This is a genomic window from Kordia sp. (assembly GCF_022447245.1).
Lineage (GTDB): Bacteria > Bacteroidota > Bacteroidia > Flavobacteriales > Flavobacteriaceae > Kordia.
The window spans coordinates 25,817-51,633 of record NZ_JAKVBC010000012.1; the positions used below are offsets into that span (position 1 = coordinate 25,817).

The window sequence follows — 25,817 nt, forward strand, 5'->3', positions numbered from 1 at the left end:
ATGAAAGAATTTTTAACTCGATCTTTAACTGGATTAATTTTTGTAACCCTATTAATTTGTTCAGTATATTACTCACAATCAGCTATTTTTGCTGTATTTACCATTTTTGGTTTATTGTGTATGTATGAATTTAGCAAACTCATTGACTTAAAAGGCTTTGTTCAATATATCATCTTTTTAGTAACGCTTAGCGTTTTTGTATTTTGGAAACAATTACAACCCGAAATAAAAATCGAGGAAGCAACACTCATTCTTTTAGTGTTTTCTATGTTTGTGTCATTATTTCTCATTCGAGATTTATTTAGTAAAAAAATAATTCCTCAGTTTGAATATAAAAAATACTTGCTTGCTACGTTTTATATGAGTAGTAGTTTTGCATTTTTATTACTAATACCTAATGCTACAGAAACCTACGAACCATACATCATTTTAGGTAGTTTTATTCTGGTTTGGGTGAATGATTCTTTTGCATACTTAACAGGAAAAAATTTCGGAAGGCAAAAACTATTTGCGCGCATTTCGCCAAAGAAAACAGTAGAAGGATTTTTAGGCGGTTTGCTTTTTTCTTGTATTGCTAGTTATTTTATAGCTAAATTTACAGAAACTCTGAGTTTTAGCAGCTGGCTCATCATGGCAATCATCATCAGTTCTATCGGAACCATTGGTGATTTGATTCAATCAAAGTTTAAAAGACAAGCAAACGTAAAAGATAGCGGTTCTATAATGCCTGGACACGGCGGAATTTATGACCGATTGGATAGCATGATATTTTCAGCACCATTTATTTATTTGTTTTTAAAGATATTACATTATGTTTCATAAAGAAGGCTATAAAATTATCATTGTAACATTTATTATTGTGGCTGCTGTGGTGCTTACAGCAGATAAAATTGATATTGCTTGGATGAAATATCTATTGCAAGGTATTGCAGTAGTATTTTTAATTTTAATTCTACAATTTTTTAGAAACCCAAAACGTGTTACACCTCAAAATGATGCACATGTCATTGCTCCTGTTGACGGAAAAGTGGTTGTAATTGAAGAAGTTTTTGAAAAAGAATACTTTAATGAGAAGCGCTTGCAAGTATCAATTTTCATGTCTCCAATCAATGTACATGTTACTCGTTATGCCATTGGTGGAACTGTAAAATATAGCAAATACCATCCTGGTAAATATTTAGTGGCTTGGCATCCAAAATCGTCTGAAGAAAACGAACGCACAACAATTGTGGTAGAAAATGATACGTACGGACCAATTTTATACAGACAAATTGCTGGTGCATTGGCGAGAAGAATTATAAACTATGCTGAAGAAGGCGATCAAGCTATACAAGGCGAGGATGCAGGATTTATCAAATTTGGATCACGTGTAGATTTGTTTTTACCTTTAGATACAAATATTAACGTACAACTAAATCAAACCGTAAAAGGCGGCGTCGATGTAATTGCTATGAAATAATGGGTACTTCTCAACTAGACATAGAATTTTTTGAAGCTGTAGAACGCGTCAATAACTGCTCGGATTCTTTTCCTGCAGATTTTTTGTTGCGATTGTACGCCTACTATAAACGTGCTACCAATAATGATGGTAAACCTAGTAGTAGTCGTCCAATTATCAATGCTTTTAAAATGAACGCATTGTTACAAACTCAAGATATTTCCCCTGAACAGGCTAAACAAGAATATATTCAATTGGTGAATTCGTATTTTGGAGATTAGATTCGCTATTAATCTTAGATTTTTAGATACACTTTGCTTTTAGAATAGGCTTTACCTGTTATATTTTTTTACTTTGACAGCCATATCTGCTTTACTTTCACTTTTAATAATTTCTAAATTTACGAGGATTTTTAGCTTTTATTAATGATTTGAAAAATTATTTTCAAAGATACCTGTCTTGAGGTCGAGTGATTTTGAGAGACAAAAAATTGTATCGAAATCTATTTGGCAATTGCAGTATTTCATAGTATTTCTCGATACAATAAAGCGAAAATTTGTCTCTCTAAGTAACGTTTGTTGGGAATTTAAACAGTATGAGAATTAGTGTTGAGATTTTACTACAGTCACTATAATCAATCTCCAAACTACCAAATTAAGTGACTAGATGAGATGCTGAATCTAGCTCAGCATGGCGAAAGACAGTTTGCCTAAGTAAAAAACAAATTAACAAAAAATGAGCGCTAGCGAATTTCACATAAAGTGAGCTACCGCGAACGCCCATTTTCAAACTAGTACATTGCTATATTGATACATTACTTCAAAGAAGCCAAACTCGCTTTTAAAGTTTCAATCTTGGCAATAGCATCTGCTTCTTTCTTCTTTTCGCTAGCAACAACTTTCTCAGGCGCATTGTTTACAAAACGCTCATTAGATAGCTTTTTACGAACGATTTTTAAAGAACCTTCAACATATTCCAGCTCTTTGGTCAACTTTTCAATTTCTGCTTCCACATCAATATTTCCTTCCATCGGAATAAAATATTCATTTGATTTTACACGGAATGATAACGCACCTTCCAGCTTTTCATCGCTGTAACTAATGTTTTCTACATTGGCTAGTTTTGCAATTACGGCATCTAAGTCCGTTGTAGATTTTTCATTATTTACAATCGTTAGTGAAATAGCATCTTTGTTTGCAATGTTTTTCTCTTTACGAATCTTACGAATTCCAGAAACCACGTCTTGAATAAGTGCAAAATCTGCTATCAACTCTGACTTAATTTCAGCACTTTTTGGCCAACTAGAAACTACCAATGCTTCTTCTTTAGAACGTTCTGCCATACGCTGCCAGATATCTTCCGTAAGGAATGGCATAAATGGATGTAATATCTTTAAGTTGTCTTCAAATATAGAAATTACCTCATCATAGGTTTTCTTGTCAATTGGCGAACCGTACGTTGGTTTTACCATTTCTAAGAACCATGAACAGAAATCATCCCAAACAAGTCTGTAGGTAATCATCAATGCATCAGAGATTCTGTATTTGCTATACTGATCTTCCAATTCTAATAATGCCTTTTGGAATTTCGATTTGTACCATTCAATAGCAATTTTTGCAACTTCTGGTTGTGCTGCATCTTCGCTTACTTCCCAAATCTGCGTTAAGTTGTATGCTTGAAAGATTTTGTTCGCAAACTTCTTCCCTTGATCACACAAAGCAACGTCAAACAATAAATCGTTTCCAGCTGCTGAACTTAATAACAATCCAACACGAACACCATCGGCTCCGTAATCTTCTATCAATTTCAAAGCATCTGGCGAATTTCCTAATTGCTTCGACATTTTGCGTCCTTGTTCATCACGAACCAAACCAGTTAAATATACATTGGTAAATGGTTTCATATCGCGATATTCATATCCAGCAATTATCATTCTAGCAACCCAGAAAAATAGAATATCTGGACCAGTTACCAAATCATTTGTTGGATAGTAATATTGAATTTCTTCGTTTTCAGGGTTACGAATTCCATCAAAAACACTGATTGGCCATAACCAAGAAGAAAACCACGTATCTAAGGCATCTTCATCTCTGCGTAAATCGTCCAAAGTTAAGTTTTCATTTCCTGTTGCTGCTTTTGCTAAAGCTAAGGCAGCTTCTTTGGTTTCAGCAACGGCAAAATCTTCTTTTCCATCACCAAAATAATACGCAGGAATTTGTTGTCCCCACCAAAGCTGACGTGAAATATTCCAATCGCGAATGTTTTCCATCCAATGACGATAGGTATTTTCAAACTTTTTAGGGAATAACTTGATTTCTTCGTCTTCCAATACTGCTTTTAATGCAGGTTTTACCAAATCTTCCATTTTCAAAAACCACTGATCTGACAATCTTGGTTCAATAACAGCTTTGGTTCTTTCAGACGTTCCTACTTTATTGATATGTTGTTCCGTTTTGATTAAGAATCCTTTTTCTTCTAACTCTTTAGAGATTTCTTTACGAACTACAAAACGATCTTTTCCTTCATAGTGTAATCCGAAACTATTCAACGTAGCATCTTCATTGAAAATATCAATTACTTCCAAATTGTGCTTGTCTCCTAGTACTTTATCATTTTCATCGTGCGCAGGTGTCACTTTTAAACAACCTGTACCAAATTCGATATCTACATATTCATCTTCGATAATAGGAATCACTCTATTTGCCAAAGGAACAATAGCTTTTTTACCTTTTAAATGTGTGTAACGTTCATCATTTGGATTGATACAAATTGCAGTATCTCCCAAAATCGTTTCTGGACGTGTAGTCGCAATGGTTACTTTTTCGTCACTTCCTTCAATAGCATACGATAGATAGTATAAGTTTCCTTGTTTTTCTTCATAAATTACTGCTTCATCAGAAAGCGTCGTTTTGGCTTCAGGATCCCAATTTACCATACGATATCCACGGTAAATCAAGCCTTTATTATACAAATCAACAAATGTCTTGATGACAGCTGCTGACATATCGTCGTCCATAGTAAATTTCGTTCTATCCCAATCACATGAAGCTCCTAACTTTTTTAATTGCTCTAAAATGATTCCACCGTGTTTGTGTGTCCATTCCCAAGCATGCTCTAAAAATTCTTCACGTGTTAGATCAGACTTATTTATACCTTCTTGCTTCAACTTATTTACCACCTTTGCTTCTGTTGCAATAGAAGCGTGATCTGTTCCTGGAACCCAGCAAGCGTTGTACCCTTGCAAACGCGCACGACGTATCAATACATCTTGAATGGTATTATTAAGCATGTGTCCCATGTGCAAGACTCCTGTGACGTTTGGTGGCGGAATTACTATTGTATACGCTTCACGCTCGTCCGGTTCTGAATGGAAATAGTTGTTTTCCATCCAATATTGGTACCACTTGTCTTCGATCTGACTTGGATCATACTTTTTCTGAATACTCATTTTGGTATTGTTTTTGTAATATTTAAGTTGACAAAAGTACTTATATCTGTACTATTTAAAAAGTGTTTTATCACTTTTGCATTTAATTGTTAAATATGTGCAATTGATACTAGTTACTTTGTTTTTTGTGAAATAAATTTTGTAAAATTATAAATAAGCAACTAATTTTACGGTAATACTAAATACAAGAATGATGAAAAAAATATTTACGATATTATTTGTTAGTCTTTTTACAATGGCTATACAAGCACAAGAAAAGACCGCTAAGATTAAATTTAAGTCAGAAACGATAGACTACGGAACCATTGAAAAAGGAGCTGATGGTGTACGTGTTTTTGAATTTGAGAATACAGGAACTGCACCTTTAGTAATCACTAGAGTATATTCAAGTTGTGGATGCACGATTCCAAAAAAACCAGAAAAGCCAATTTTACCTGGTGAAAGTGGAGTTATTGAAGTAAAGTATGACACAAAGCGTGTTGGTCCAATTAGAAAAACAATTACAGTTTATTCTAATGCAGATGAGCCAACAAAAGCGATCAAGATTAAAGGAAAAATTGTTGATCCTAGCAAATCAAAAAGTATTATGATGAAAGATAAATCAGAGATTGAATCATAGTAAAGAAAAATAAAAGTGAAGATGCCTTGTCAATTTGATGAGGCTTTTTTTTTTGTATTCGATTTGATAATTTGAAAATGTAGTAATTTGATAATGGCTTACTAAGAACAGTTTTAATATTATCAAAAACAGATTACTTTGTCATATTTCCTCGTAATGACGAATCAAACTAGCTTGTGAATAACATATGACTCGTCAGTGCGAGGAAGAATGACGCGGCAGTCTTTTTCTTGTAAACCACATTTGTTTTATGAAATAAATGATTGCTTCTCAGTATTCGCAATGATGAGTCGCAAAAGTCAATACTAACAATGTAAAAGCATATTTACTTGGTGAAACGAGGCAACTAACCAATCAAAGCACTTCTTTCAATCGGAATTCAAATTTCAAAACTGTTTCACCTCGCAATACTTTTAAACGCATTCGTTTGTTTTCTTTTCCTTGTAGAATTCCAGAAACTTTACTTAGCGACATTTTATCCACTACTTTTCCATTGATAGATACAATAACATCTCCTTCTCTAAGTCCTACTTTTTCTGCTGGAGAATCTTTACGAATTTCTGCAATTTCATAAGCTTTTACCAAACTAAAGGAATTATAATGTTCAAATACAACATTGATATCACTTGCGCCCGTTTGACGTCCATAATTGGTTTGTAAGGTACTATTTCGTTGTTTTACTTCTTGAATAACTCGCATTCCATTGTGTTGGAGTTCTATTCCGCTCATATTGTACTTAAACGGATCTGAGAAATAGCGACTCTTTCGAAGTCTGATACGTTTGCTACCATAATCGAATATGACTTTGAAACGCTTTAAAATTTCGCCACCAATGCTTCCATTACGTTCTTTAAAGTTTTTCACATACGTAATTGCCGTAGAATCTGGGAAGGCTACTTTAGCATTTTCAAACGAGAATTTCCCTATATTAAACTTTTTCACTCGCGATCGCATTCCGTAAATACTCCCACTGAGACCTCTTCCTAAAAAATCATCAAATTTCTTTTCAGGAATGGTGATTCGTTTTTCTTTTTCTTCAAACAGCCATAAAGCATCACTTCCTCCAGAATCTATCAATAACTTTACTGGAATGTCAGGTTCTGTATTTTCTTCTATGGCAACGGAAACATCGATGTATGGTTTGTTATTCCGAAATGTCAAGGGTAAATCTGTACATTTCCTGCACTTTCGATATTTATAAGTTTTTGGGTCGTAAAACTTAATTTTTTGCGAACTATAATTCACTTCTACAATAAAATCTTTAAATACATCATAGCCAATAATTCCATGTATAGGAACACCTAAACGTGTAGACATATTTATCTCTTGATCTAGAATGATATACAATTCTAAATTAAGCTTCAAAAGATCGTTAATCTTAAACGTATCTGAACGTGCTTTTACAGCTTCTATAGCTGCTCCTGAACCCAATCCGCGAAGGTGAATGCGTTCTTGCTGTTCTATAGAAAGTGAATCGCCTGGGTTTAAACTAAACATGATAGGTTTGTTCACTCCAGAATCTAACAGAAATGACATTTCTACACCGTTGATTTCAACAGGAATAATAATTAGATTATTAATCAATTTAAAACCAACAGAAGCCTTTTCCTTGCCGCCCATGATATTAAACTTTCCTTGTGCCTGTGCAAATGTGGCTAGGCAAAATAAAAATAGAATGATATGTTTTTTCAGTGTTTGCAAACTAATAGAGGGAAATTGGTAACATACTAATATACAAAAAATAGTATTTTTTAACGAAATTTATGTCTTTTTTAACGTTGTTGAAAATATGCAAAATCACTTATAATTATAAAATATATTTTGCATTTTTGTACTCATAAAAATGTAAGACTATGCCAACTATTTCAAACAAAGGAATTGCCATGCCACAATCACCAATTCGTAAATTGGTTCCGTATGCAGAAGATGCTAAAAAACGTGGCACAAAAGTATTTCACCTTAATATAGGTCAGCCAGATATTAAAACTCCAAAAGTAGCACTTGATGCTATTAAAAATAATGATATTGAAGTATTGGCGTATAGTCGCTCTGAAGGTTCGGAAGAATACAGAACTAAAATTGCAGCGTATTATGCTAAAAACGACATTCACGTATCTGCAACTGACATTATTGTAACTACTGGAGGAAGTGAAGCGTTGTTGTTTACTTTTGGTAGCATTATGGATGCTGGTGATGAAGTGATTATCCCAGAACCTTTTTATGCAAATTACAACGGTTTTTCAACGGCTTCAGGTGTAAAAGTAGTACCTGTCATTTCTAAAATGGAAGACAATTTTGCACTGCCTCCTATTGAAGAGTTTGAAAAGTTAATTTCACCAAAAACGAAAGCAATCCTAATCTGTAATCCTGGAAATCCAACAGGATATTTATATTCAAAAGAAGAAATTCAAAAATTAGCAGCGATTGTTAAGAAACATGATTTGTTTTTGATTGCTGATGAAGTGTACCGTGAGTTTGCTTATGATGGTTTGACTCATTATTCGGTAATGCAAGAAGCTGGATTAGAAGAAAATGCAATTGTAATTGATTCAGTATCGAAGCGTTATAGCATGTGTGGTGCACGAATTGGTTGCATTGTATCAAAGAACAAAGATTTTATGGCTACAGCCTTAAAATTTGCACAGGCACGTTTATCGCCTCCAACCTATGCACAAATTGCTAGTGAAGCGGCTTTAGAAACTCCGCAAAGCTATTTTGATGATGTGATTGAAGAATATGTAGAACGCAGAAATACACTTGTTTCAGAATTGCAAAGGATTGATGGTGTTCGTGTTGCAAATCCAAAAGGAGCTTTTTATTGTATAGCAGAATTGCCTGTAGAAAGTGCTGATGATTTTGCGCAATGGTTATTAGAAAAATTCGATTTAAATGGTAAAACTATTATGGTAGCACCAGCAGCAGGATTTTATTCTACGCCAGGTATTGGATTGAATCAGGTTCGTATTGCGTATGTATTAAATAAAGAAGATTTAATCACAGCAGTCACTATTTTAAAAGAAGCTTTGAAAGTTTACAACGCATAATTATAAAAAAAAATAGTATTTGATTTCAATACAACATAATGTTTCTTTAAAGGAATACAACACCTTTGGCATTGATGCCAAGGCAAAATACTTTATTTCAGTTTCAAACAAGCAGGAATTGATTGAAGCCTTAAAATTACCACAATTTTCAGAATATTTTGTACTTGGTGGCGGAAGTAATATGCTCATAACTAAAGATATTGATATTCCTGTATTGCATATTGATTTTAAAGGAAAAGTAATTGGGCCTACAAATTTACAAGGCGAAATTATTGTTAGCATTCAAGCTGGTGAAAATTGGCATGAGTTTGTCCTTTGGTGCATTGAAAATGATTATGGAGGTGTTGAAAATTTATCGCTCATTCCTGGGAATGTTGGTACTTCACCTATTCAAAATATTGGTGCTTATGGCGTGGAGTTGAAAGATGTTTTTGTAGACTGTAGAGCCATTGACATAGAAACCCAAGAAGAAAAAATATTCTCTCTTGAAGATTGTAATTTTGGCTATCGAAATTCAATCTTCAAGAATGAAGCAAAAGGAAAATATATTATCACTTCAGTAGCATTCCAATTAACTTCTAAATCACACAAATTGAATACTTCCTACGGAGCTATTCAACAAGAATTGGCAAATAATAATATTACGGAACCTACTATTGAAGATGTAAGTAATGCCGTGATTGCTATTCGCCAACGAAAATTACCAGATCCAATGGAAATTGGCAATAGTGGAAGTTTCTTTAAAAACCCTGTAATTCCAAAAGCTGAGTTTGCGCTTTTACAAGAAAAGTTTCCAAACGCGCCACATTATGTAGTTTCTGACACTGAAATTAAAGTTCCTGCTGGTTGGCTCATTGAACAATGTGGTTTCAAAGGCAAACGTTTTGGTGATGCTGGTGTTCATAAAAATCAAGCCTTGGTATTAGTGAATTATGGAAATGCTAAAGGTGAAGAAATTCTAGCTTTAGCAAAAAAAATACAAGAAACTGTTTTAGAGAAATTCAATATTGCAATTGAGGCTGAAGTGAATGTGATTGGTTAGACTCGTTTCTCTTAGAGTTCACTCAGTGCAAGCACTTTTAGATTTTTTCGAATCGTTCTTATAAACTAATTATCAAATTACTGCATTAAGTTTAGTGTTTGAAATTACTTTTTCATTTTACACTTAGCGTTTTACATTTTAATTTCGCTATTCATTCTTAATTAAAAAAAGCACCTCTCCACGTGATGCTTCTTTTCTGTTTAGTAAGTTACTAGATATTACTAGAAATTAATATTTGAATCGTACTTGAATTACACTCATCACTCCATTTTTAATGGTTTTCCATTGTCCAATAAATTCACCTACATAAGAAACTGCAATTGCTAGTGCTTCTTTGTTGTTCCAAATTGGTCTTGCTCTAAAATCTAATTTATACGTTGACATAATTTTATTTTTTAAAAGGTTAATGTCCTACTCTATTTTAAAAAGGTTTTTCGGTTCCACCTTCAGACTCAAAAATTACCTGTAGCTACTCAATCGATGGTAATAATTTAATCTTATACAAATCTCCACAAAACTGCTTTTTTTCGTTAGAGGGAATGAGCCTGTTTTAAAAAATCAGGCTGAACTACCTAGTTAGTTTTTTGCATACATTTTATACTACTATTCAACATAAAAAACCTCCTATTGCTAAGAGGTTTTTTATAAAATAGATACATCCTACATTTATTATTATGTTGTGTATTTACACAAATAAGAGTAAAAGGCAAAGTGTTCCTAAATATTTCATGGCGTTGTTTTTTAGGGAATAATCCTTTACGATATAGGAAATATTATTCCATAAAAAATCCTGTTTCATGGGAAAAACAGGACTTTAACGTAATCTTATAATTTTTTATTTATTCTTTATCAAATAATGCTTTGTGAATAAATCCAGCGACAATGGCTCCTAAAATTGGTGCTACCCAAAACAGCCAAGTTTGTGGCAAATATTCACCACCTGCAAACAATGCCTGACTTGTAGAACGTGCAGGATTCACCGAAGTATTTGTAATAGGAATACTAATTAAGTGAATCAATGTTAAACACAAACCTATAGCAATAGGTGCAAATCCTTTTGGCGCTCTTTCATTGGTGCTTCCCAAAATGACTAATAAGAAAAATGCTGTGAGTAAAAATTCAGCAATAAAAGCTGACATCATGGAATAATTATCTGGCGACAAATTATCGTATCCATTGGCGGCAAAACCTACTATTTCTTTATCAGAACCTGTAACGATTAAATACAAAGCTCCTGCGGCAAGAATAGCTCCTACCAATTGAGAAATAATGTAGCTGGGTAAATCTTTCCCCGAAAACTTTCCTCCAGCCCAAAGTCCTAAGGAAACAGCAGGATTAAAATGTCCTCCCGAAATATGTCCCACGGCATACGCCATAGTTAACACAGTAAGACCAAAAGCTAATGAAACTCCTACAAAGCCAATACCTACGTTAGGATATCCTGCGGCAAAAATGGCGCTTCCACAACCGCCAAATACTAGCCAGAAAGTTCCAAAAATCTCTGCGAAATACTTCTTCATAATGTATATGTTTTATTGATTAGTATCTTCAATTTAGAAAAAAATGATTTAAAAACACTTTTTAACTTACTAACAATTAAACGATTAAAACACCATCCATAAACGTCTTCCCTTTATTTATCACTTTCGAAGCCTTATTTTTATCTTTTTGCAATTGTTGATATATAATTTGAATTTTCACACATAGCAATTTTGCAAAAAACCGTATCTTTGCGCAGATTTATCAAGACAAAAAAATTCACGTCGTATGAAACTTGCATTATTAACAATTGGTTTATTATTACTAAGTGTTGCAGGAATTGCAATTAAAATTTGGGCAAAGAAGGATGGAAAGTTTGCAGGAACTTGCGCAAGTCAAAACCCAATGTTAAACAAAGATGGAGAAGCATGTGGATTTTGTGGAAAAACTCCAGATCAATTTGACAGCTGTACTGAATCAAAACACCAATAAATAGTCAGCTCCTCTCCTATTTATGATTACCTATCTTTTGTATGCTTTGATAGCTCTTGCTGCTATTCAAGTCATTTATTTTTTATTTTTTGGCGCGTTTGCTTTTGAGAAAACCAAACGAAACAAACTTCAAAATGTTCCTGTTTCTGTCATTGTCTGTGCAAAAAATGAGTCCAAAAATCTTAAAGTTTTAATTCCTCAACTTTTACAGCAAGCCTACAACAATTACGAAATTGTGTTAATCAATGATGCTTCTTCAGATGATACAAGAGACATTATTGAGGAATTTCAAAAAATGTATAAAAATATCAAGCTTGTAAATGTTGAGAATAATGAAGCCTTTTGGGGTAATAAAAAATATGCCCTAACTCTTGGAATTAAAGCAGCTACGAATGACTATTTAGTGTTTACAGATGCTGATTGTGTGCCAGCCTCTAGAAGTTGGTTGGCAGAAATCACGCAACATTTTTCAAGTACGAAAACAATTATTATTGGGTATGGTGCTTATTCGAGAAAGAAACATTCCTTCTTGAATCTTCTGATACGTTTTGAAACCTTAATGGCAGCCATCCAAGCGTTCAGTTATGCAAAACTGGGCATTCCTTACACTGCCGTTGGGCGAAATTTAGCCTATCACAGAAGCGAATTTTATAAAGTCAATGGCTTTGTAAATCATATCAAAATACGCTCTGGCGATGACGATGTATTTATCAAAGATGCGACAACAGGAAAAAATACAGCAATTTGTTATTCCAAAAATAGCTTTACCATTTCGCAGCCAAAAACGAGTTTCGGATCATGGTTTCGTCAAAAAAGAAGACATGTAAGTACTTCATCACACTATAAGTTTATTCATAAAATCTTACTCGGCACATTTTACACTACACAAATATTATTTTGGGCACTTGCCATTTTCTTACTATGTACAAACTTGTGGATAGTAACTTTCGGAATCATTGGAATCCGTATATTAGTACAGTATTTCATTGTTGGATTTTCGGCAAGTAAACTCAAAGAACAAGACACCTTGTACCTACTCCCAATCTTGGAAGTCTTTTTAGTTATCATTCATTTTGGTATCTTTATAGCAAACAAGATTTCAAAACCTACGCATTGGAAATAGCAGAAACGATTCTGAAAGCATACATACAAAAAGCCAAACTGGGTAATCAAGTTGCGTTCAACTTTCTACTCAATTCTTTTTGGAACGACGTGTATGGATTTCAACTAAAACGCGTTCAAAATGAAAACGATGCGGAAGATATTACCATTCAAACTTTTTCTAAAGCTTTTGACAAAATTGATACATTTGACGAAAAGTACAAGTTTAAAACGTGGCTGATTACCATTTCTAAGAATGTCCATATTGACTTTCTTCGCAAGAAAAAAACGCATATTGAAACAACTCCTGAACAAGAGGAAGAAGTATACAGAATCATAGATGATGGACCAACGCCAGAAGATAAAATTATCACCGAACAAAACTTAGCGAAACTGTTACGTGATATCAAAAAGCTAAAACCACATTACCAAGAAATTATCAACTTACGCTACTTTCAAGAGTTGAGTTACAAAGAAATTTCAGAACAATTGCAAGAACCGATGAATAATGTAAAGGTGAAATTATTGCGTGCTAAAAAGCTACTTGCAGAAATTAATCAAAAACAATGAATGCATCTTTTCTTAAAAAACTAGGTCCAGGATTATTATTTGCTGGAGCTGCCATTGGTGTATCACATTTGGTCAATTCAACCAAAGTTGGCGCAGAATTCGGCTTCGGATTGTTATGGGCATTGTTGCTCGTAAACTTATTTAAGTATCCATTCTTTCAATTTGGTCCACGATATGCTGCTGCCACTGGTGAAAGCTTGCTTGATGGGTATAAAAAACTCAGCAAAGGCTTACTCATCGTATATTTCATTCTGACATTTGCCACCATGTTTACCATCCAAACAGCCGTTACAATTGTTACCGCTGGTTTGGCAAAACAATTATTTGGGATTGATTTTGACATGGAAGTTTGGAGTACCATCATCACACTTATTTGTTTGGGAATTTTAGCGATGGGACGTTATTCCTTTCTAGACAAATTGATGAAAGTCATCATTATTACATTGACAATTAGTACTATTGTTGCTGTCACTTTTGCAATTACCAATGGAAACGAAGCTTTGACAATAGGGCAAATTTTTCCTGAAGGAGCTGGACATACATTGTTAATTGTGTTTATGGGTTGGATGCCTGCCCCGCTAGACATTTCGATTTGGCACTCACTTTGGGCGATTGAAAAACGTCAAGAAACCAAAGAGTTTACGCCAAAAACTGCATTGTTTGATTTTGATTTTGGGTACATCGTCACCATTATCTTGGGCGCATGCTTTATTGCTTTGGGCGCGTATGTGATGTTTGGATCTGGAATTGAGTTTTCACCAAAAGGAGGCGTATTTGCTTCTCAATTGATTGATTTATATACGACAAACTTAGGAAGTGGTGCCTATATCATTATTGCCATTGCTGCTTTTACAACCATGTTTAGTACGACTTTGACAACCTTGGATGCTTCTCCAAGAGCCATGGCAAAAACGAGTCAATTGTTGTTTGGAAAATACATCAAGCACAGTTATATTTTTTGGATGTTGATTCTGGTAGCAGGAACTATTTTGATTCTAACGCAGTTTCTGTCAGAAATGTCTGCGCTTATTAAAATTGCTACGGTTCTATCTTTCATAACTGCGCCATTTTATGCGATCTCAAACTATATTCTTATCACCAGTAAACATACTCCAAAAGAATGGCAACCAAAATTAGGATTGCGTATTTTAAGTTGGTTAGGAATATTGTTTTTAACGGGATTTTCTATTTGGTACTTAACGACTTTATAAAACTCTAAAGCGAACCGAAGTGCGCTTTATTTACTATCATTTCTATTTATCCTGGCAATGTTGAAAACAAACCGAAATTTGCTCTGTTCTATCACAAACAGTTATTGAATTTGGCACACCACACGTTACAAGACAAGAAACCGTTGGAAGGCAGGTATATGTAAACACTCCTCCTTGCAAACAAGATTGATGTAAATTTGAAATGGATTTTTGTTCAAATGAAATGATTTTATAATTCTTTTTTACATAATAAAGTGTTTTAAAAAATGAATAATCAATGCGAATATATTTTCAAAAACTCATACTTTTTCGTGTCACATCACCAAATTAGATGATTTAAGCTTCCGAATTTAGAAGCTCTATTTGCATTGAATACACCGATACAATTTAAAATCACAAAAATCTACAAACAGCTATATTAATGAAACATTTTTTTCAAAGAGATTCTTTGTATCTTTGCTGCTCATATTTTGAATGATTAGAATAACTGCTATGAGTGTAGAAACAAAAGCAAGTGTATTACCTCCAAAAGGAAAACCGAAATGGCTTCGTGTTAAGCTTCCAACAGGTAAAAAATATACTGAACTTCGCGGATTGGTTGACAAGTACAAATTGAATACGATTTGTACGTCTGGAAGTTGTCCAAACATGGGTGAATGTTGGGGCGAAGGAACGGCAACGTTTATGATTCTTGGAAATGTCTGTACACGTTCGTGTGGATTTTGTGGTGTAAAAACAGGACGACCAGAAACGGTTGCTTGGGATGAACCTGAGAAAGTAGCACGTTCTATTAAAATCATGAAAATTAAACATGCGGTTTTAACTTCTGTAGATCGTGATGATTTAAAAGATATGGGAAGTATCATTTGGGCAGAAACGGTAAAGGCCGTACGACGAATGAATCCTACGACTACACTAGAAACCTTGATCCCAGATTTTCAAGGTATTGAACGTCATTTGGATCGTATTGTAGAAGTGTCTCCTGAAGTAGTTTCTCATAACATGGAAACAGTTCGTCGTTTGACACGTGAAGTACGAATTCAAGCAAAGTACGATCGTAGCTTGGCAGTGTTGAAGTATTTGAAAGATGAAGGAATCAACAGAACCAAATCGGGAATTATGTTAGGTTTGGGAGAAACAGAAGAAGAAGTGATTGAAACCCTACATGATTTAAGTGCAGCGAATGTAGATGTGGTAACTATCGGACAGTATTTACAACCAAGTAAGAAGCATTTGCCTGTGCAACGTTTTGTAACACCTGCGGAATTTGACCGTTATCGTGAAATCGGATTGGACTTAGGTTTCCGTCATGTCGAAAGTGGTGCGTTGGTGCGTTCTTCTTATAAGGCGCATAAACATATTGATTGACGCTTGGCGTCATGCTGAACTCGATTCAGTATCTCTTTAAATGTAAAATTTAAAATATTAAATGATAAATTGGGCTAGTGGTGTTTTGCGGCTAGCCTTTTCTTTTGACGTTAGTACGTCATAATAAGCCATGTGCTGAACTTTATTGGGTATTGACTCAGTATCCAATCCTTTTTATTTTTTTATAACTTTTTTGTCATTGGCTTCGCCGAATCTTTGATTTCCTGTGTAGCCAGGAATCCTACAAATTACTTTGTATTAATTCAAAAAGCAAAACGTCACTACGAGGAAGTATAACATGGCAGTCATATTCTAAGAATATTCAGAATTTACTGAGAAACAGATTACCGCGACTGTGTCTCGCAAAGACGAATCATATTTATGCTAAAAGTCATTTCGAGTGAATTTGTGTAATAAATAAGTATCTAGAAATATTTTGATATAAATAGTTTCTTAGCACTTCTTGATACAATTCGCTTGAGCGAATCACTCGAAGTGACGATTGTGTACATTACGTCATTACGAGGAAGTATGACGAAGTAATCTGTTTATCAGAGAACATTTTCGTTTTAAGTGACAGATTTCCGTGACTACGTCTCACAAAGACGAATCTAACAAGTCTAACAATCTAAGAGCGTAGCAAATCTAAGAGATTCCCGCCTACGCGGGAACAAGTCTAAATCAATGGAATCTCATTCGGTTCAATATAGTTATTTTGAATCGCATAAATCACTAAACCTGCAATGTTTCTTGCCTCCGTTTTAATGAATAAGTTGTTTTTATGACCTTCTACCGTACGTGGTGCGATGAAAAGTTTTTCTGCAATTTCTTTGGCGGTTTTTTGGAAGCAAATCAACTTTAGGACCTCAACTTCTCGTTCGGTCAATTTATTTTTTTCAATTAAGGTTGGTTTGGGACTTTTGTGGGAAATTTGTTCGCGCAACACACCTAGTTGATCGTCCATAAAGTAGAATCCTTTGTCGTACACTTCATTGATGATTTCTACCAATTGTACGGGCGAAATTCCTTTTGGCAAGAAGGCAGACACACCTGTTTTTAACATAAATCCCATGAAGGATCGTTTGTAATGTGATGTCATCAATATCACGCGGATGCTTGGATAGTTTTGTTTTAGAAACTCGGTTACTTCTACTCCATTGATACCAGGCATGTTTAAATCGAGTACCATGACATCTGGCAAAGCACTATCGGTTGCCAATTTTTCTTTCAGTATTTCGCCGCTATCTGCCGTATAACAAACTTCCATGTTTTCTTGATTCCCTAAAAAATCTTTTAACAATGATACAATTAACGCATCGTCATCTACTAGTGCTATTGTGATTATGTCTTCCATGTTTTTTAGTTTTTAAAAAGAAACAAGTTTGAAGTTCCTTTGCCAATTGTTGATTTTACTTTGTGCATTCCTTTTAAGAATTGCACTCTAGTTTCTATGTTTTTGGTTCCTAAGCCTTTACTGTTTTTTGCTACATCATACCCTTTTCCATTATCGCTAATATACAAAGTCATATAGTTTTTTGTTTGTTTTAAGTGTAAAAATAGCTGTGTGGCATTGGCATGTTTTATGGTATTTGTAATGATTTCTTGAATTAAACGTGTGATTTGCACTTTAAATTCTTCAGTGTCGTTTACTTCTGTTCTGAGATCAAATAGTGTTGTAATCAATAAATGCTGTTCCCAAGGATCTAGCAATTCTTTGATCAACTCTGGAAGTTTGGTAAACTCTACCAAAGGTGGACTTAAATCATGCGAGATTCTGCGTGCAATAGTGATACTTTCATGCAAAGCCTCAATCGTTTTTTGATCTTTACTTGTAATTTCCTGTTGCATTTTTAGTGCAGTCAATCGTCCTATTAATCCATCATGAATATCAGCCGCAATGCGATGTCTTTCAATTTCTTGGATTTTTATCGTAGTTTCCAACAAATTCTTTTGATGATTTAACTGAATAGCCGCTTCTTTTTCTTTTGCCTTGATGATTTTCTTAAAAATAGCACGAATTAAGAAAATGATCACTGTCAATAAGATAATGACAAACAATGCCACAATAATGATCCAAAGAATTATTGTTTCCGGTTTCTGCCACGTTTCCATATAAAATAAGTTAAGTATACATAAAACAAAATCAGAAATACTACATTTCCGATAAATATATAACCTGCCAAATACACTGCTTGGTTCACCAAAAAGTTCAATGGAAGAAAAATCAAAAATTGCAAGGAAAAAAAGCAGAGAATGGTACTGTTCAATATAAAATAATCCCCTTCGTTCTTATATAAATTTTCTTCATCACGAATCAATTCAAAGAAAAAAATCAGAGCCATTATAACAATAAACAAAGGGCCTAATGCTTTTGCATAGGGTTGAAATACATTTACTTCAACAGTATTAATATAAATTGACTCTATTAAAGTGTACAAAATACCAAAAGCAGTAATTCCTATAAGTAATTTCTTCTTCCCTGTTAAATAATAATATACTTTCATAAATACAAAAAGCTCTAACCATGTTAAGACAAAAAACAAAAACAAATTATTATTTATAATCGCACCCAACAATCTAGAAGATAAGTCAATTAACAAACTTCCTATCAAAAAATAGAATAGTAGTTTCGCTATTTTATCTAAACGTTTATAATAATAGAGTCCAATACTCGTACCGATAAACAGTACGAGTGGAGAAGCATTTGTAATGATTTCTGAAAATGTTTTAAAATCCATTATTGAATTCCTGACAATAGGAAAACTCCAAAGTTCTTCTTATCAGTTGAAGGATATCCATCTTGTCCAAATGGAGGAACAGGTCGTGCCATATCTTCAAATTCAGATCCACTGCCATCTGTAGTGTCTAATTCTAGTTTTGAATTTAAAAACGTATTTGTTACCGTATTTTTGACAACTAAATCCATCCTGTATTTAGTTGGTATTGTTGGGTTAGAATTTGTTCGTAATGCAAAAAAACATTCATGTAAATGATTCACTTCAAAATCGCTCGTAGGAATCACTAATACTTGAGGTGCACTACTTACTTTCATTAACCAACCGTTTCGCAATGATTCATCACACCAATTATTAATCCAACTTACAAATTCTGGACTTGATTTACTACTTACCTTTTTTTACTTTTCATCAATCGCAACTAACTCTCCACAATTTAGAATACTTTTATTCGAAATTTCGTCTAAGTTAGCTGGTATTACATAAAATTGAATTTCTCCAGAAGTATTTAAACCAAAATAAATATGCAATTTTTCTGATTCTTTCATTTCAGCATCTAATGTTAACGGAAAATTATTTCCACTTTTTTCAAATAGAGAAATAATTCCATCGTTGGGTGCGCCATGAGCAAATGAACTCCAATTTTCTATACTAATAATAGGGTTTACAAATTCAGCCATAATGTTTAAGTTTTTAAATTAGTTATTTTCTTAAATTTAACAATATTAATTGTTTTGAAAATATTAATTGCAGTTAGTTTTTTTGCAAATCCTTTTAATCGATACCTATGTAAAACTATTTCATTGTTTAAATACTATTTAGATTGATTTTAAGGAACCATAATGCCTAAAGCAATTAAAATTCCATAATTATTTCCGAATGGAGGAACAGGTCTTGCCATATCCTTAAATACAGATGATTTATCATAAGGTTTTTTTTCTTTTATAAGTGATGGAATATCCTTAGCCCCTGTATTTGCAATGACTAAATCCATAAGTTTACCATATTCTTTATTATTTCTAATTGCAAAGTAACACGCATGCACATCACCAGGATTAAAGTCTGAAGCATCAATACAAAAGGCCCATGGCAACGCATTATGATTTACATCTAACCATGAATTCCTACTTTCTAAATTTTGCCAAGCGTTAATGTCTTGAATCAAGTCTTGTCTATTTGCAAAAGGATCTACAACTTTGTCATCCGTTCCAAATGGAGGAATAGGAATTAAATTCAACGTATAAATATCAATATCTTTATCATCTTCCTTAGGAAGCACATACAATTTTAATGTATCCGCATCGTCAAGTCCAAAATAAACATGAAAATAATTATAATGTGAATCAGCACTTATATTCCCTGTATCAAGTATAAAATAGTTTCCTGCTTTAGCAAAAATATCTTTAACTTTTTGTAAACGATTTTCATCGTTTCCATTAATAAGTGAATTCCATCTATCGATATTGGTCATTGATGGGGTCATAGTTTTTTTATTCATAATACCATAGTTTTTTTAAAGCTTTCCTATATTATTGGTAAGCAAGTTGATATTTTAAAGTTTTATAATAAATAAGATAATAATTATCTAATTTATACAATGTTCATGTTTTCTCAAAAATTCGTGTTTTCAAGATCTAATAAAGGATACTAACTGAACAATCCAAATATACAAAGATCAATATGAAATCTCACACGTAATTTTACCCAAATCTAAGACAATGTAAAATTACACAGTAACTCAAAAAATCCAGACAACCTACTGATTTCACAACTAGCGAAAGAAAACCGTTAAACCCTACATTAAATTATTTAATTTTATATTGAAATCAATCACAAAAAAACACAATTACTCGTAACTACAATTCTATTGTTGATGTATGTATTTAAAAAACCGAATACTAAAGTGTAGGAATTATAAAATAGAATTATCGTGAGAGATTTATTAAATGATATAGGTAGTGAATCAAATTATAGCATTTTAAATATAATTTTAGACATCATTCCAGGAGAGGAATCTGAAAATACTAACTTAATGAAAAAAAAATTTATTACGTAAACATATAAATACTATTCCTAAACTAAATTCTTTTCAACCATACGAGCGCAATCTTTACACCGTTCGGAATTGTGCTTTATACTTAGCGAGAATTTTCAAGATTTAAAAAAAGTCCAAACAAAAAGCTGTAAATTTGACTTTCTTAACATAAAGCATTTACATGATACGAATTGCCATTAATGGATTTGGACGCATTGGTCGAAATTTATTCCGTTTGTTACTCAACCATCCTGGTATTGAAGTAGTCGTTATTAATGATTTAGCAGATACACGCACGTTGAGTCACTTACTAAAATATGACAGTATTCACGGTGTATTACCAAATCACGTAACACATACAGCAAATGAAATTACGGTAGATAAAAAATCGTTTCCCGTAATCAATATAGCAGATATCTCCCAACTTGATTGGAAAGCCCACAATGTAGATTTTGTAATAGAAGCTACTGGAAAATTTAAAACAAAAGCGCTTTTAGATCATCATATTACAAACGGAGCTAGCAAAGTGATATTATCAGTTCCTCCGCAAGATGATGCAATCAAAATGGTTGTTTTAGGTGTAAACGAACATATTTTAGACGGTTCGGAAACTATTGTATCAAACGCTTCTTGTACTACCAATAATCCTCCTCCAATGATAAAAGTTATTAATGAGTTGTGCGGTATTGAACAAGCCTATATTACTACCATTCATTCTTACACAACAGATCAAAGCTTACACGATCAACCACATCGTGATTTACGTCGTGCACGTGGTGCAAGTCAGAGTATTGTACCTACAACTACAGGAGCTGCCAAAGCATTGACTAAAATATTTTCTGAACTTTCCGATGTTATAGGTGGTTGTGGAATTCGAGTTCCAGTTCCTGACGGCTCTTTGACAGATATTACATTTAATGTAAAAAAAGAAACTACTATACATGAGATAAACGCTGCATTTAAAAAAGCTTCTGAATCCAATTTGAAGGGAATTTTATCATATACCGAAGATCCTATCGTATCAGTCGATGTCATAGATAACCCTTATTCATGCACCTTTGATTCTTTGATGACTTCAGTCATTGGAAAGATGGTAAAAGTAGTGGGTTGGTACGATAATGAAATAGGTTATTCACACAGATTAATTGATTTAATGCTATATATTTCAAATAAATAAGTATTTTTGAATAAATTCATCACTTCATGGTGTGTAAAGTAAGACACATTTTTTATTTATTGTTTGCTTTATTCTCTGTATTGTCCCAAGCTCAATCTAACGAAAATATTAAGGATAGTATAGAGCGTGCCTTTGTTGATGTATACGAGTACAAAAAAAAAGCTAAAATGAATAATGCTTTTGAAAAGCTGACATACATTTTAGACTTAGCCGATATTATTAGTGATAAAAGAAGTAAAGCACGCGCATACATGTTACGTGCAGAAATTGGTGTAGAAGAAAACTATAACAATTTTAAACCTTCTGAGATAGAAAGCTACTTAAACAGAGCCAAAGAAATTCAAGAAGAGATTAATGACTCACTTGGGCTCGGATATAATTTTGTATTACAAGCACTTATTGCTACTCGCAATACTTCTTATAGCAATGCTGATAATTACTTTACAAAAGCCGAAGCTATTTTTGATAAATATCAATCCAGAGATGATATCAATAAGTTAAAGTACTACAGAGGTCTATTTTATTTGAGTCAAGGAATTAACGGTAGAGCCATTGAACGTTTTGAAAATTCATTGCCCATCAATGATTTGTACCAGCCCAATTATTTAAGAGCCAAAGCACACCTGAATTTAGCGAAAGCTTATAAGAATATAAAACAATATCAAAATGCTAAATTGAATGCAGAAACAGCTTTCAAAATTGCAAATTCCTATAATTTCCCTGTAGTTAGGCTTCAAAGTTCTAAAATTATCAGCGATACCTATGATGGTTTAGGCGACCTAGAAAACGCATTTAAGTATCATAAGGTATATGTAAAAATCAAAGACTCCATTTTTGATCAAGCCAGTTTACAAAGTGCTGCTCAGGCTGATGCATTTTTCGACAATGAATTTAAACAACGTCATATAGTCGAATTAGAACGTGAAAAAGATGATTCCATACAAAAAGGGAAACGTAATAAGCTTACATCAATTTTAAGTTCAGCCTTGCTTATTATTATTTCATTACTAACCATTTCTCTCTACCGAAATAATCAAATTAAGGTAAAAACGAATAACTTATTATTAAAGAAAAATTCTGAATTGCAACTGGCTAAAGACAATGCTGAAAAAGCAATGAAAGCCAAAGCTCAATTCCTATCTACAGTAACTCACGAACTACGAACACCACTATATGCTGTAACTGGTTTGACACACTTACTGATGGAAGAAAACCCAAGCGACAGCCAAAAAGAACATTTAAAATCATTGAAGTTTTCTGGAGATTATTTATTGACATTTATCAACGATATTCTTCAAGTAAATAAAATTGAAGCAAAGAAATTGGCCGTAGAAAAAGCGCCGTTGAATCTTAAGAAGGTTTTAAACGATGTTGTGAATTCGCTTACACAAACATCTAAAGAGAACAATAATAAAATCATCTTAATTATTGATAAAGGTATTCCTGAAAAACTCGTTGGCGATTACTTAAAAATGTCTCAGGTATTTATTAATCTTATAAGTAATGCTTTAAAATTTACCAAAGATGGTGTTGTTCAAATTTCTGCTAGAATTTTAGAAGAAGATGAGAAACAACAAAATATTCAATTCGAGATAAAAGATAATGGGATTGGGATTTCTAAAGAGATGCAAGAAAATATCTTTGACAGTTTCTCACAAGGTTCTGTGCAAATTAACCGCAAATATGGTGGTACAGGTTTGGGATTGACCATTGTAAAAAGTTTATTAGAACTATTAGAAAGCGATATTCAACTAAAAAGTAAATTAGGAGAAGGATCAACCTTCCGATTTGCATTGCTCTTAGACAAACTTGCTCCTGAAGTTACTAATATTGATGCCAAAGCAGAAGAAAAAACCGATCTCAAAAGCAGAAAGTTTAAAGTACTATTGGTAGAAGATAACAAAATCAATCAAGTAATTACAAAGAAGATTATAGCGAAACAAAATATGACTTGTGATATTGCCGATGACGGTTACCAAGCCATTGATTATGCACGTAGCAATCGTTATGACTTTATTTTGATGGATATTCACATGCCAGGTATTAGTGGAATTGAAGCGACCAAAGAAATTAGAAAGTTTGATGTTTCTACTCCAATCATTGCCTTAACTGCGATTTCACTTGATGATAATAAAGGAGATTTCTTGAAAGATGGATTCAATGAAGTAATTTCCAAACCTTTTAATCCAGAAGTATTTTACCAGAAAATTTCTAATATTCTTACCTAAGGAAATCGTCATACATTTCTAAAAACAACTCATTAACAAACACTTAACACCCAAAAAGCAATCAAGTTTATTTTTTGGCACGCGGTTTGCTGTTAATTAATTGAAATCAAAAAAAGCGATCACGCTTTGTTTTCATTTCACATAAATTTTGGATTGGTTAGTTAAAGGACAAGGCGAGTTGGTTACTCGCCTTTACTTTTTTAATTTAATTCAATCATTAAACAAGACAAATACACTATTTACAGTATATTTGGGTAACTATCATAGTTCAAAGAAATTAATCACAATGCTTTATTTTGGGTGTTGTACAACATTAAAATCATTATGTGTGAAACAAATTTAATCTTCAATTTTGTACTTGCTTAAAAAAAGAACTTTCTGATTCTGGAAAATCAAATGATAAAGTTCAAGAGTTTTATGATTTAAAAGCTAAAGAAGCTCAAAACTTTTTTGATACTGGTTCTAAATACGTTTCAAAAGAAGAATTTGAAAAATCAAAAGAAGCAATTAAAGAGGGTAAATATTATGATACAGAATTATACTGGGAACTTAAAAGGTTTAAAGCCGATAGAACAGGATTTGTAATTGGTCGAGTTATCATTCCCTTAAATAAATTGAAAGAAGAAATTAAATTTGAATATGTTTTAGACAAACTAAATGGAGGAAATGTTTTTGACTTTGATTATGTTCCTCAAGAAAAAGACCGTATAGAAGTTTGGGAACACTGTATATATACTGAAATAAATGGATACTCCAGAGCATACTTTGAAAATCACATGGTTTTTAAGTTTGAAAAAAACAAATGGCATTTTGGAGATTATCCATTCGGATTTGTTTTTGATGAATTGAATAGAGGAAAATTAAAAATATTGCACAAGAATGTATAACTGCTAATACAACGAAACTTTTAACAGAGAAACCCATGGGTGATTTTACATCTTTAAATAAGTTAAAATGTTAACTTCATATCTGTTAACTGATGATTATATGAAACCGTATCCTCCAATTATAAAAAAAATACTTCAAATAACATTTCTACTGTTTTCAATTCAAGCTTTTGCTTGCGACTGCGATCCTCTGAATATAACAGAAAAATATACTCAATCTGATTTTGTTGCTAATGTGACTATTCTCAAAATCTATCCAAATCAAGAGAATGAACAAGGATACAGAGCAGATATTAAAATAAATGAGCTTTTTAAAGGAAAACCACTAAAATCCATCTATGTTTATGGTAGAAGTGATAATGGAATTGGAAGTTCTTGTGATATTCATATTCCTGCCAACACCAAACTTATTGCTTATGCCAGAAAAAACGACAGTGGAAAGTTTGGAATCGGAATGTGTTCAGGCATAATGTATCTTGATTATTCAGCTATATACAAGAAAAAAACTTCAAAAAATAAAAAAGAACTTAAAAGACAAATAAGAGAACTGGAAATCCTAAAGATTTTTAAGTCAAAAAATATAAAATTCACCGACAAAATAAATTATCGAGAAAAAGCAAAACTTCATCAAGAATTAAAAAAATTCAATGGAATTGAACTTGAAAAAAACTTTGGAATTTATGAGATAATATTTGAATCAAATTTGTCTATTAGAAACGTAATAGAAATCAGCGGGTTTAAAAATTCAATCGACCAAGAGTTAATTGAAATAATCAAAAAAACGGAATGGACAAGTTTTGACAAAGGAGTAAAAGATACAGTTCCTGAAAACAGCAAATTATTAATTGGAATTTATTATTACCCAAAGGAAAAAGGAAACCCTAGTTTTTTAAGTCAATACTATTTGTAAAATAGCTATTCATAAAGTTTATTACTCACCTTT

At 33.0% G+C, this 25,817-nt stretch carries 25 protein-coding genes; 15 read left to right on the top strand and 10 right to left on the bottom strand.

The window, feature by feature from the left end:
• The 3 genes from MK119_RS09990 to MK119_RS10000 are packed head-to-tail and all read left to right on the top strand — an operon-like array spanning position 1 to position 1,719.
• On the top strand, positions 1 to 822 hold the full coding sequence (locus MK119_RS09990) for a phosphatidate cytidylyltransferase (protein WP_290677815.1): 822 nt from the start codon (positions 1 to 3) through the stop codon (positions 820 to 822).
• Positions 812 to 1,459 carry a phosphatidylserine decarboxylase family protein gene (locus tag MK119_RS09995; RefSeq protein WP_290677819.1) on the top strand — a complete coding sequence of 216 codons (648 nt, stop codon included), beginning with the start codon at positions 812 to 814 and terminating at the stop codon, positions 1,457 to 1,459. The genes MK119_RS09990 and MK119_RS09995 overlap by 11 nt, the downstream gene beginning before the upstream one ends.
• Positions 1,459 to 1,719 (top strand): acyl-CoA-binding protein, encoded by a 261-nt coding sequence (locus MK119_RS10000; RefSeq protein ID WP_290677822.1) that lies wholly within the window; start codon positions 1,459 to 1,461, stop codon positions 1,717 to 1,719. Before MK119_RS09995 ends, MK119_RS10000 begins: the two co-directional genes overlap by 1 nt.
• Before the next feature lie 533 nt (positions 1,720 to 2,252).
• On the opposite strand, the gene MK119_RS10005 is transcribed toward MK119_RS10000, so the two are convergent.
• Positions 2,253 to 4,886 (bottom strand): valine--tRNA ligase, encoded by a 2,634-nt coding sequence (locus tag MK119_RS10005; protein WP_290677825.1) that lies wholly within the window; start codon positions 4,884 to 4,886, stop codon positions 2,253 to 2,255.
• Positions 4,887 to 5,079: 193 nt separating this feature from the next.
• Between MK119_RS10005 and MK119_RS10010 the strand changes: the two genes are divergently transcribed.
• A complete protein-coding gene (locus MK119_RS10010) occupies positions 5,080 to 5,505 on the top strand; it encodes a DUF1573 domain-containing protein (protein ID WP_290678106.1) in 426 nt (141 codons plus the stop codon).
• Positions 5,506 to 5,859: 354 nt separating this feature from the next.
• Here the strand turns inward: MK119_RS10010 and MK119_RS10015 are convergent, their stop codons facing one another.
• Positions 5,860 to 7,125 carry a PDZ domain-containing protein gene (locus MK119_RS10015; RefSeq protein WP_290677828.1) on the bottom strand — a complete coding sequence of 422 codons (1,266 nt, stop codon included), beginning with the start codon at positions 7,123 to 7,125 and terminating at the stop codon, positions 5,860 to 5,862.
• Between the two features lie 233 nt (positions 7,126 to 7,358).
• Here MK119_RS10015 and MK119_RS10020 point away from each other — a divergent pair, with 233 nt between their 5' ends.
• Complete coding sequence (locus tag MK119_RS10020; protein ID WP_290677831.1) at positions 7,359 to 8,549, top strand: pyridoxal phosphate-dependent aminotransferase; 1,191 nt, start codon at positions 7,359 to 7,361, stop codon at positions 8,547 to 8,549.
• Positions 8,550 to 8,571: 22 nt separating this feature from the next.
• Complete coding sequence (gene murB / locus MK119_RS10025) at positions 8,572 to 9,591, top strand: UDP-N-acetylmuramate dehydrogenase (protein ID WP_290678108.1); 1,020 nt, start codon at positions 8,572 to 8,574, stop codon at positions 9,589 to 9,591.
• 228 nt (positions 9,592 to 9,819) lie between these two features.
• Here murB and MK119_RS10030 read toward each other — a convergent pair whose 3' ends face one another.
• Both MK119_RS10030 and aqpZ read right to left on the bottom strand, forming a co-directional pair.
• Entirely contained in the window at positions 9,820 to 9,975 is a 156-nt protein-coding gene (locus MK119_RS10030) for a hypothetical protein (RefSeq protein ID WP_290677833.1), read from the bottom strand.
• Between the two features lie 455 nt (positions 9,976 to 10,430).
• Positions 10,431 to 11,111 carry an aquaporin Z gene (gene aqpZ / locus MK119_RS10035; RefSeq protein WP_290677836.1) on the bottom strand — a complete coding sequence of 227 codons (681 nt, stop codon included), beginning with the start codon at positions 11,109 to 11,111 and terminating at the stop codon, positions 10,431 to 10,433.
• Positions 11,112 to 11,358: 247 nt separating this feature from the next.
• Between aqpZ and MK119_RS10040 the strand changes: the two genes are divergently transcribed.
• From MK119_RS10040 to lipA, 5 genes are all read left to right on the top strand, one after another.
• On the top strand, positions 11,359 to 11,562 hold the full coding sequence (locus tag MK119_RS10040; RefSeq protein WP_290677839.1) for a membrane or secreted protein: 204 nt from the start codon (positions 11,359 to 11,361) through the stop codon (positions 11,560 to 11,562).
• 22 nt (positions 11,563 to 11,584) lie between these two features.
• Positions 11,585 to 12,685 carry a glycosyltransferase gene (locus MK119_RS10045; RefSeq protein WP_290677842.1) on the top strand — a complete coding sequence of 367 codons (1,101 nt, stop codon included), beginning with the start codon at positions 11,585 to 11,587 and terminating at the stop codon, positions 12,683 to 12,685.
• Complete coding sequence (locus MK119_RS10050; RefSeq protein ID WP_290677845.1) at positions 12,676 to 13,233, top strand: sigma-70 family RNA polymerase sigma factor; 558 nt, start codon at positions 12,676 to 12,678, stop codon at positions 13,231 to 13,233. The genes MK119_RS10045 and MK119_RS10050 overlap by 10 nt, the downstream gene beginning before the upstream one ends.
• Positions 13,230 to 14,444: an Nramp family divalent metal transporter gene (locus MK119_RS10055; protein ID WP_290677848.1), complete on the top strand. Its 1,215-nt coding sequence runs from the start codon at positions 13,230 to 13,232 to the stop codon at positions 14,442 to 14,444. Before MK119_RS10050 ends, MK119_RS10055 begins: the two co-directional genes overlap by 4 nt.
• Positions 14,445 to 14,936: 492 nt before the next feature.
• Complete coding sequence (gene lipA, locus MK119_RS10060) at positions 14,937 to 15,812, top strand: lipoyl synthase (RefSeq protein WP_290677851.1); 876 nt, start codon at positions 14,937 to 14,939, stop codon at positions 15,810 to 15,812.
• Positions 15,813 to 16,488: 676 nt separating this feature from the next.
• Here lipA and MK119_RS10065 read toward each other — a convergent pair.
• The 6 genes from MK119_RS10065 to MK119_RS10090 all read right to left on the bottom strand — a co-directional run bounded on the left by MK119_RS10065 (position 16,489) and on the right by MK119_RS10090 (position 20,030).
• Positions 16,489 to 17,166, bottom strand: a complete 678-nt coding sequence (locus MK119_RS10065) for a response regulator transcription factor (protein WP_290677854.1) — start codon at positions 17,164 to 17,166, stop codon at positions 16,489 to 16,491.
• 5 nt (positions 17,167 to 17,171) lie between these two features.
• Positions 17,172 to 17,924, bottom strand: a complete 753-nt coding sequence (locus tag MK119_RS10070; RefSeq protein ID WP_290677857.1) for a histidine kinase — start codon at positions 17,922 to 17,924, stop codon at positions 17,172 to 17,174.
• On the bottom strand, positions 17,894 to 18,550 hold the full coding sequence (locus tag MK119_RS10075; RefSeq protein WP_290677860.1) for a hypothetical protein: 657 nt from the start codon (positions 18,548 to 18,550) through the stop codon (positions 17,894 to 17,896). The genes MK119_RS10070 and MK119_RS10075 overlap by 31 nt, the downstream gene beginning before the upstream one ends.
• Positions 18,550 to 18,864, bottom strand: a complete 315-nt coding sequence (locus tag MK119_RS10080) for a hypothetical protein (RefSeq protein WP_290677862.1) — start codon at positions 18,862 to 18,864, stop codon at positions 18,550 to 18,552. Before MK119_RS10080 ends, MK119_RS10075 begins: the two co-directional genes overlap by 1 nt.
• Positions 18,865 to 18,948: 84 nt before the next feature.
• On the bottom strand, positions 18,949 to 19,227 hold the full coding sequence (locus MK119_RS10085) for a hypothetical protein (RefSeq protein ID WP_290677865.1): 279 nt from the start codon (positions 19,225 to 19,227) through the stop codon (positions 18,949 to 18,951).
• A gap of 149 nt (positions 19,228 to 19,376) precedes the next feature.
• A complete protein-coding gene (locus MK119_RS10090; RefSeq protein ID WP_290677868.1) occupies positions 19,377 to 20,030 on the bottom strand; it encodes a hypothetical protein in 654 nt (217 codons plus the stop codon).
• 733 nt (positions 20,031 to 20,763) lie between these two features.
• Between MK119_RS10090 and gap the strand changes: the two genes are divergently transcribed.
• From gap to MK119_RS10110, 4 genes are all read left to right on the top strand, one after another.
• Positions 20,764 to 21,759, top strand: coding sequence for a type I glyceraldehyde-3-phosphate dehydrogenase (gap, locus tag MK119_RS10095; protein ID WP_290677871.1), 996 nt, complete (start codon positions 20,764 to 20,766; stop codon positions 21,757 to 21,759).
• Between the two features lie 167 nt (positions 21,760 to 21,926).
• Entirely contained in the window at positions 21,927 to 23,987 is a 2,061-nt protein-coding gene (locus tag MK119_RS10100) for a response regulator (protein WP_290677874.1), read from the top strand.
• Between the two features lie 614 nt (positions 23,988 to 24,601).
• Positions 24,602 to 24,874 (top strand): hypothetical protein, encoded by a 273-nt coding sequence (locus tag MK119_RS10105; RefSeq protein ID WP_290677877.1) that lies wholly within the window; start codon positions 24,602 to 24,604, stop codon positions 24,872 to 24,874.
• Positions 24,875 to 24,941: 67 nt separating this feature from the next.
• On the top strand, positions 24,942 to 25,784 hold the full coding sequence (locus MK119_RS10110) for a hypothetical protein (protein ID WP_290677880.1): 843 nt from the start codon (positions 24,942 to 24,944) through the stop codon (positions 25,782 to 25,784).
• Positions 25,785 to 25,817 lie beyond the last annotated feature (33 nt).

What these genes read in the sequence shown, in the direction of transcription:
- MK119_RS09990 (WP_290677815.1), top strand. Translation starts at nt 1, where the DNA reads ATGAAAGAATTTTTAACTCGATCTTTAACTGGATTAATTTTTGTAACC.
- MK119_RS09995 (WP_290677819.1), top strand. Translation starts at nt 812, where the DNA reads ATGTTTCATAAAGAAGGCTATAAAATTATCATTGTAACATTTATTATT.
- MK119_RS10000 (WP_290677822.1), top strand. Translation starts at nt 1,459, where the DNA reads ATGGGTACTTCTCAACTAGACATAGAATTTTTTGAAGCTGTAGAACGC.
- MK119_RS10005 (WP_290677825.1), bottom strand. Translation starts at nt 4,886, where the DNA reads ATGAGTATTCAGAAAAAGTATGATCCAAGTCAGATCGAAGACAAGTGG.
- MK119_RS10010 (WP_290678106.1), top strand. Translation starts at nt 5,080, where the DNA reads ATGAAAAAAATATTTACGATATTATTTGTTAGTCTTTTTACAATGGCT.
- MK119_RS10015 (WP_290677828.1), bottom strand. Translation starts at nt 7,125, where the DNA reads ATGGGCGGCAAGGAAAAGGCTTCTGTTGGTTTTAAATTGATTAATAAT.
- MK119_RS10020 (WP_290677831.1), top strand. Translation starts at nt 7,359, where the DNA reads ATGCCAACTATTTCAAACAAAGGAATTGCCATGCCACAATCACCAATT.
- MK119_RS10030 (WP_290677833.1), bottom strand. Translation starts at nt 9,975, where the DNA reads ATGTCAACGTATAAATTAGATTTTAGAGCAAGACCAATTTGGAACAAC.
- aqpZ (WP_290677836.1), bottom strand. Translation starts at nt 11,111, where the DNA reads ATGAAGAAGTATTTCGCAGAGATTTTTGGAACTTTCTGGCTAGTATTT.
- MK119_RS10040 (WP_290677839.1), top strand. Translation starts at nt 11,359, where the DNA reads ATGAAACTTGCATTATTAACAATTGGTTTATTATTACTAAGTGTTGCA.
- MK119_RS10045 (WP_290677842.1), top strand. Translation starts at nt 11,585, where the DNA reads ATGATTACCTATCTTTTGTATGCTTTGATAGCTCTTGCTGCTATTCAA.
- MK119_RS10055 (WP_290677848.1), top strand. Translation starts at nt 13,230, where the DNA reads ATGAATGCATCTTTTCTTAAAAAACTAGGTCCAGGATTATTATTTGCT.
- lipA (WP_290677851.1), top strand. Translation starts at nt 14,937, where the DNA reads ATGAGTGTAGAAACAAAAGCAAGTGTATTACCTCCAAAAGGAAAACCG.
- MK119_RS10065 (WP_290677854.1), bottom strand. Translation starts at nt 17,166, where the DNA reads ATGGAAGACATAATCACAATAGCACTAGTAGATGACGATGCGTTAATT.
- MK119_RS10070 (WP_290677857.1), bottom strand. Translation starts at nt 17,924, where the DNA reads ATGGAAACGTGGCAGAAACCGGAAACAATAATTCTTTGGATCATTATT.
- MK119_RS10075 (WP_290677860.1), bottom strand. Translation starts at nt 18,550, where the DNA reads ATGGATTTTAAAACATTTTCAGAAATCATTACAAATGCTTCTCCACTC.
- MK119_RS10080 (WP_290677862.1), bottom strand. Translation starts at nt 18,864, where the DNA reads ATGAAAGTAAGTAGTGCACCTCAAGTATTAGTGATTCCTACGAGCGAT.
- MK119_RS10085 (WP_290677865.1), bottom strand. Translation starts at nt 19,227, where the DNA reads ATGGCTGAATTTGTAAACCCTATTATTAGTATAGAAAATTGGAGTTCA.
- MK119_RS10090 (WP_290677868.1), bottom strand. Translation starts at nt 20,030, where the DNA reads ATGACCCCATCAATGACCAATATCGATAGATGGAATTCACTTATTAAT.
- gap (WP_290677871.1), top strand. Translation starts at nt 20,764, where the DNA reads ATGATACGAATTGCCATTAATGGATTTGGACGCATTGGTCGAAATTTA.
- MK119_RS10100 (WP_290677874.1), top strand. Translation starts at nt 21,927, where the DNA reads ATGAATAATGCTTTTGAAAAGCTGACATACATTTTAGACTTAGCCGAT.
- MK119_RS10110 (WP_290677880.1), top strand. Translation starts at nt 24,942, where the DNA reads ATGTTAACTTCATATCTGTTAACTGATGATTATATGAAACCGTATCCT.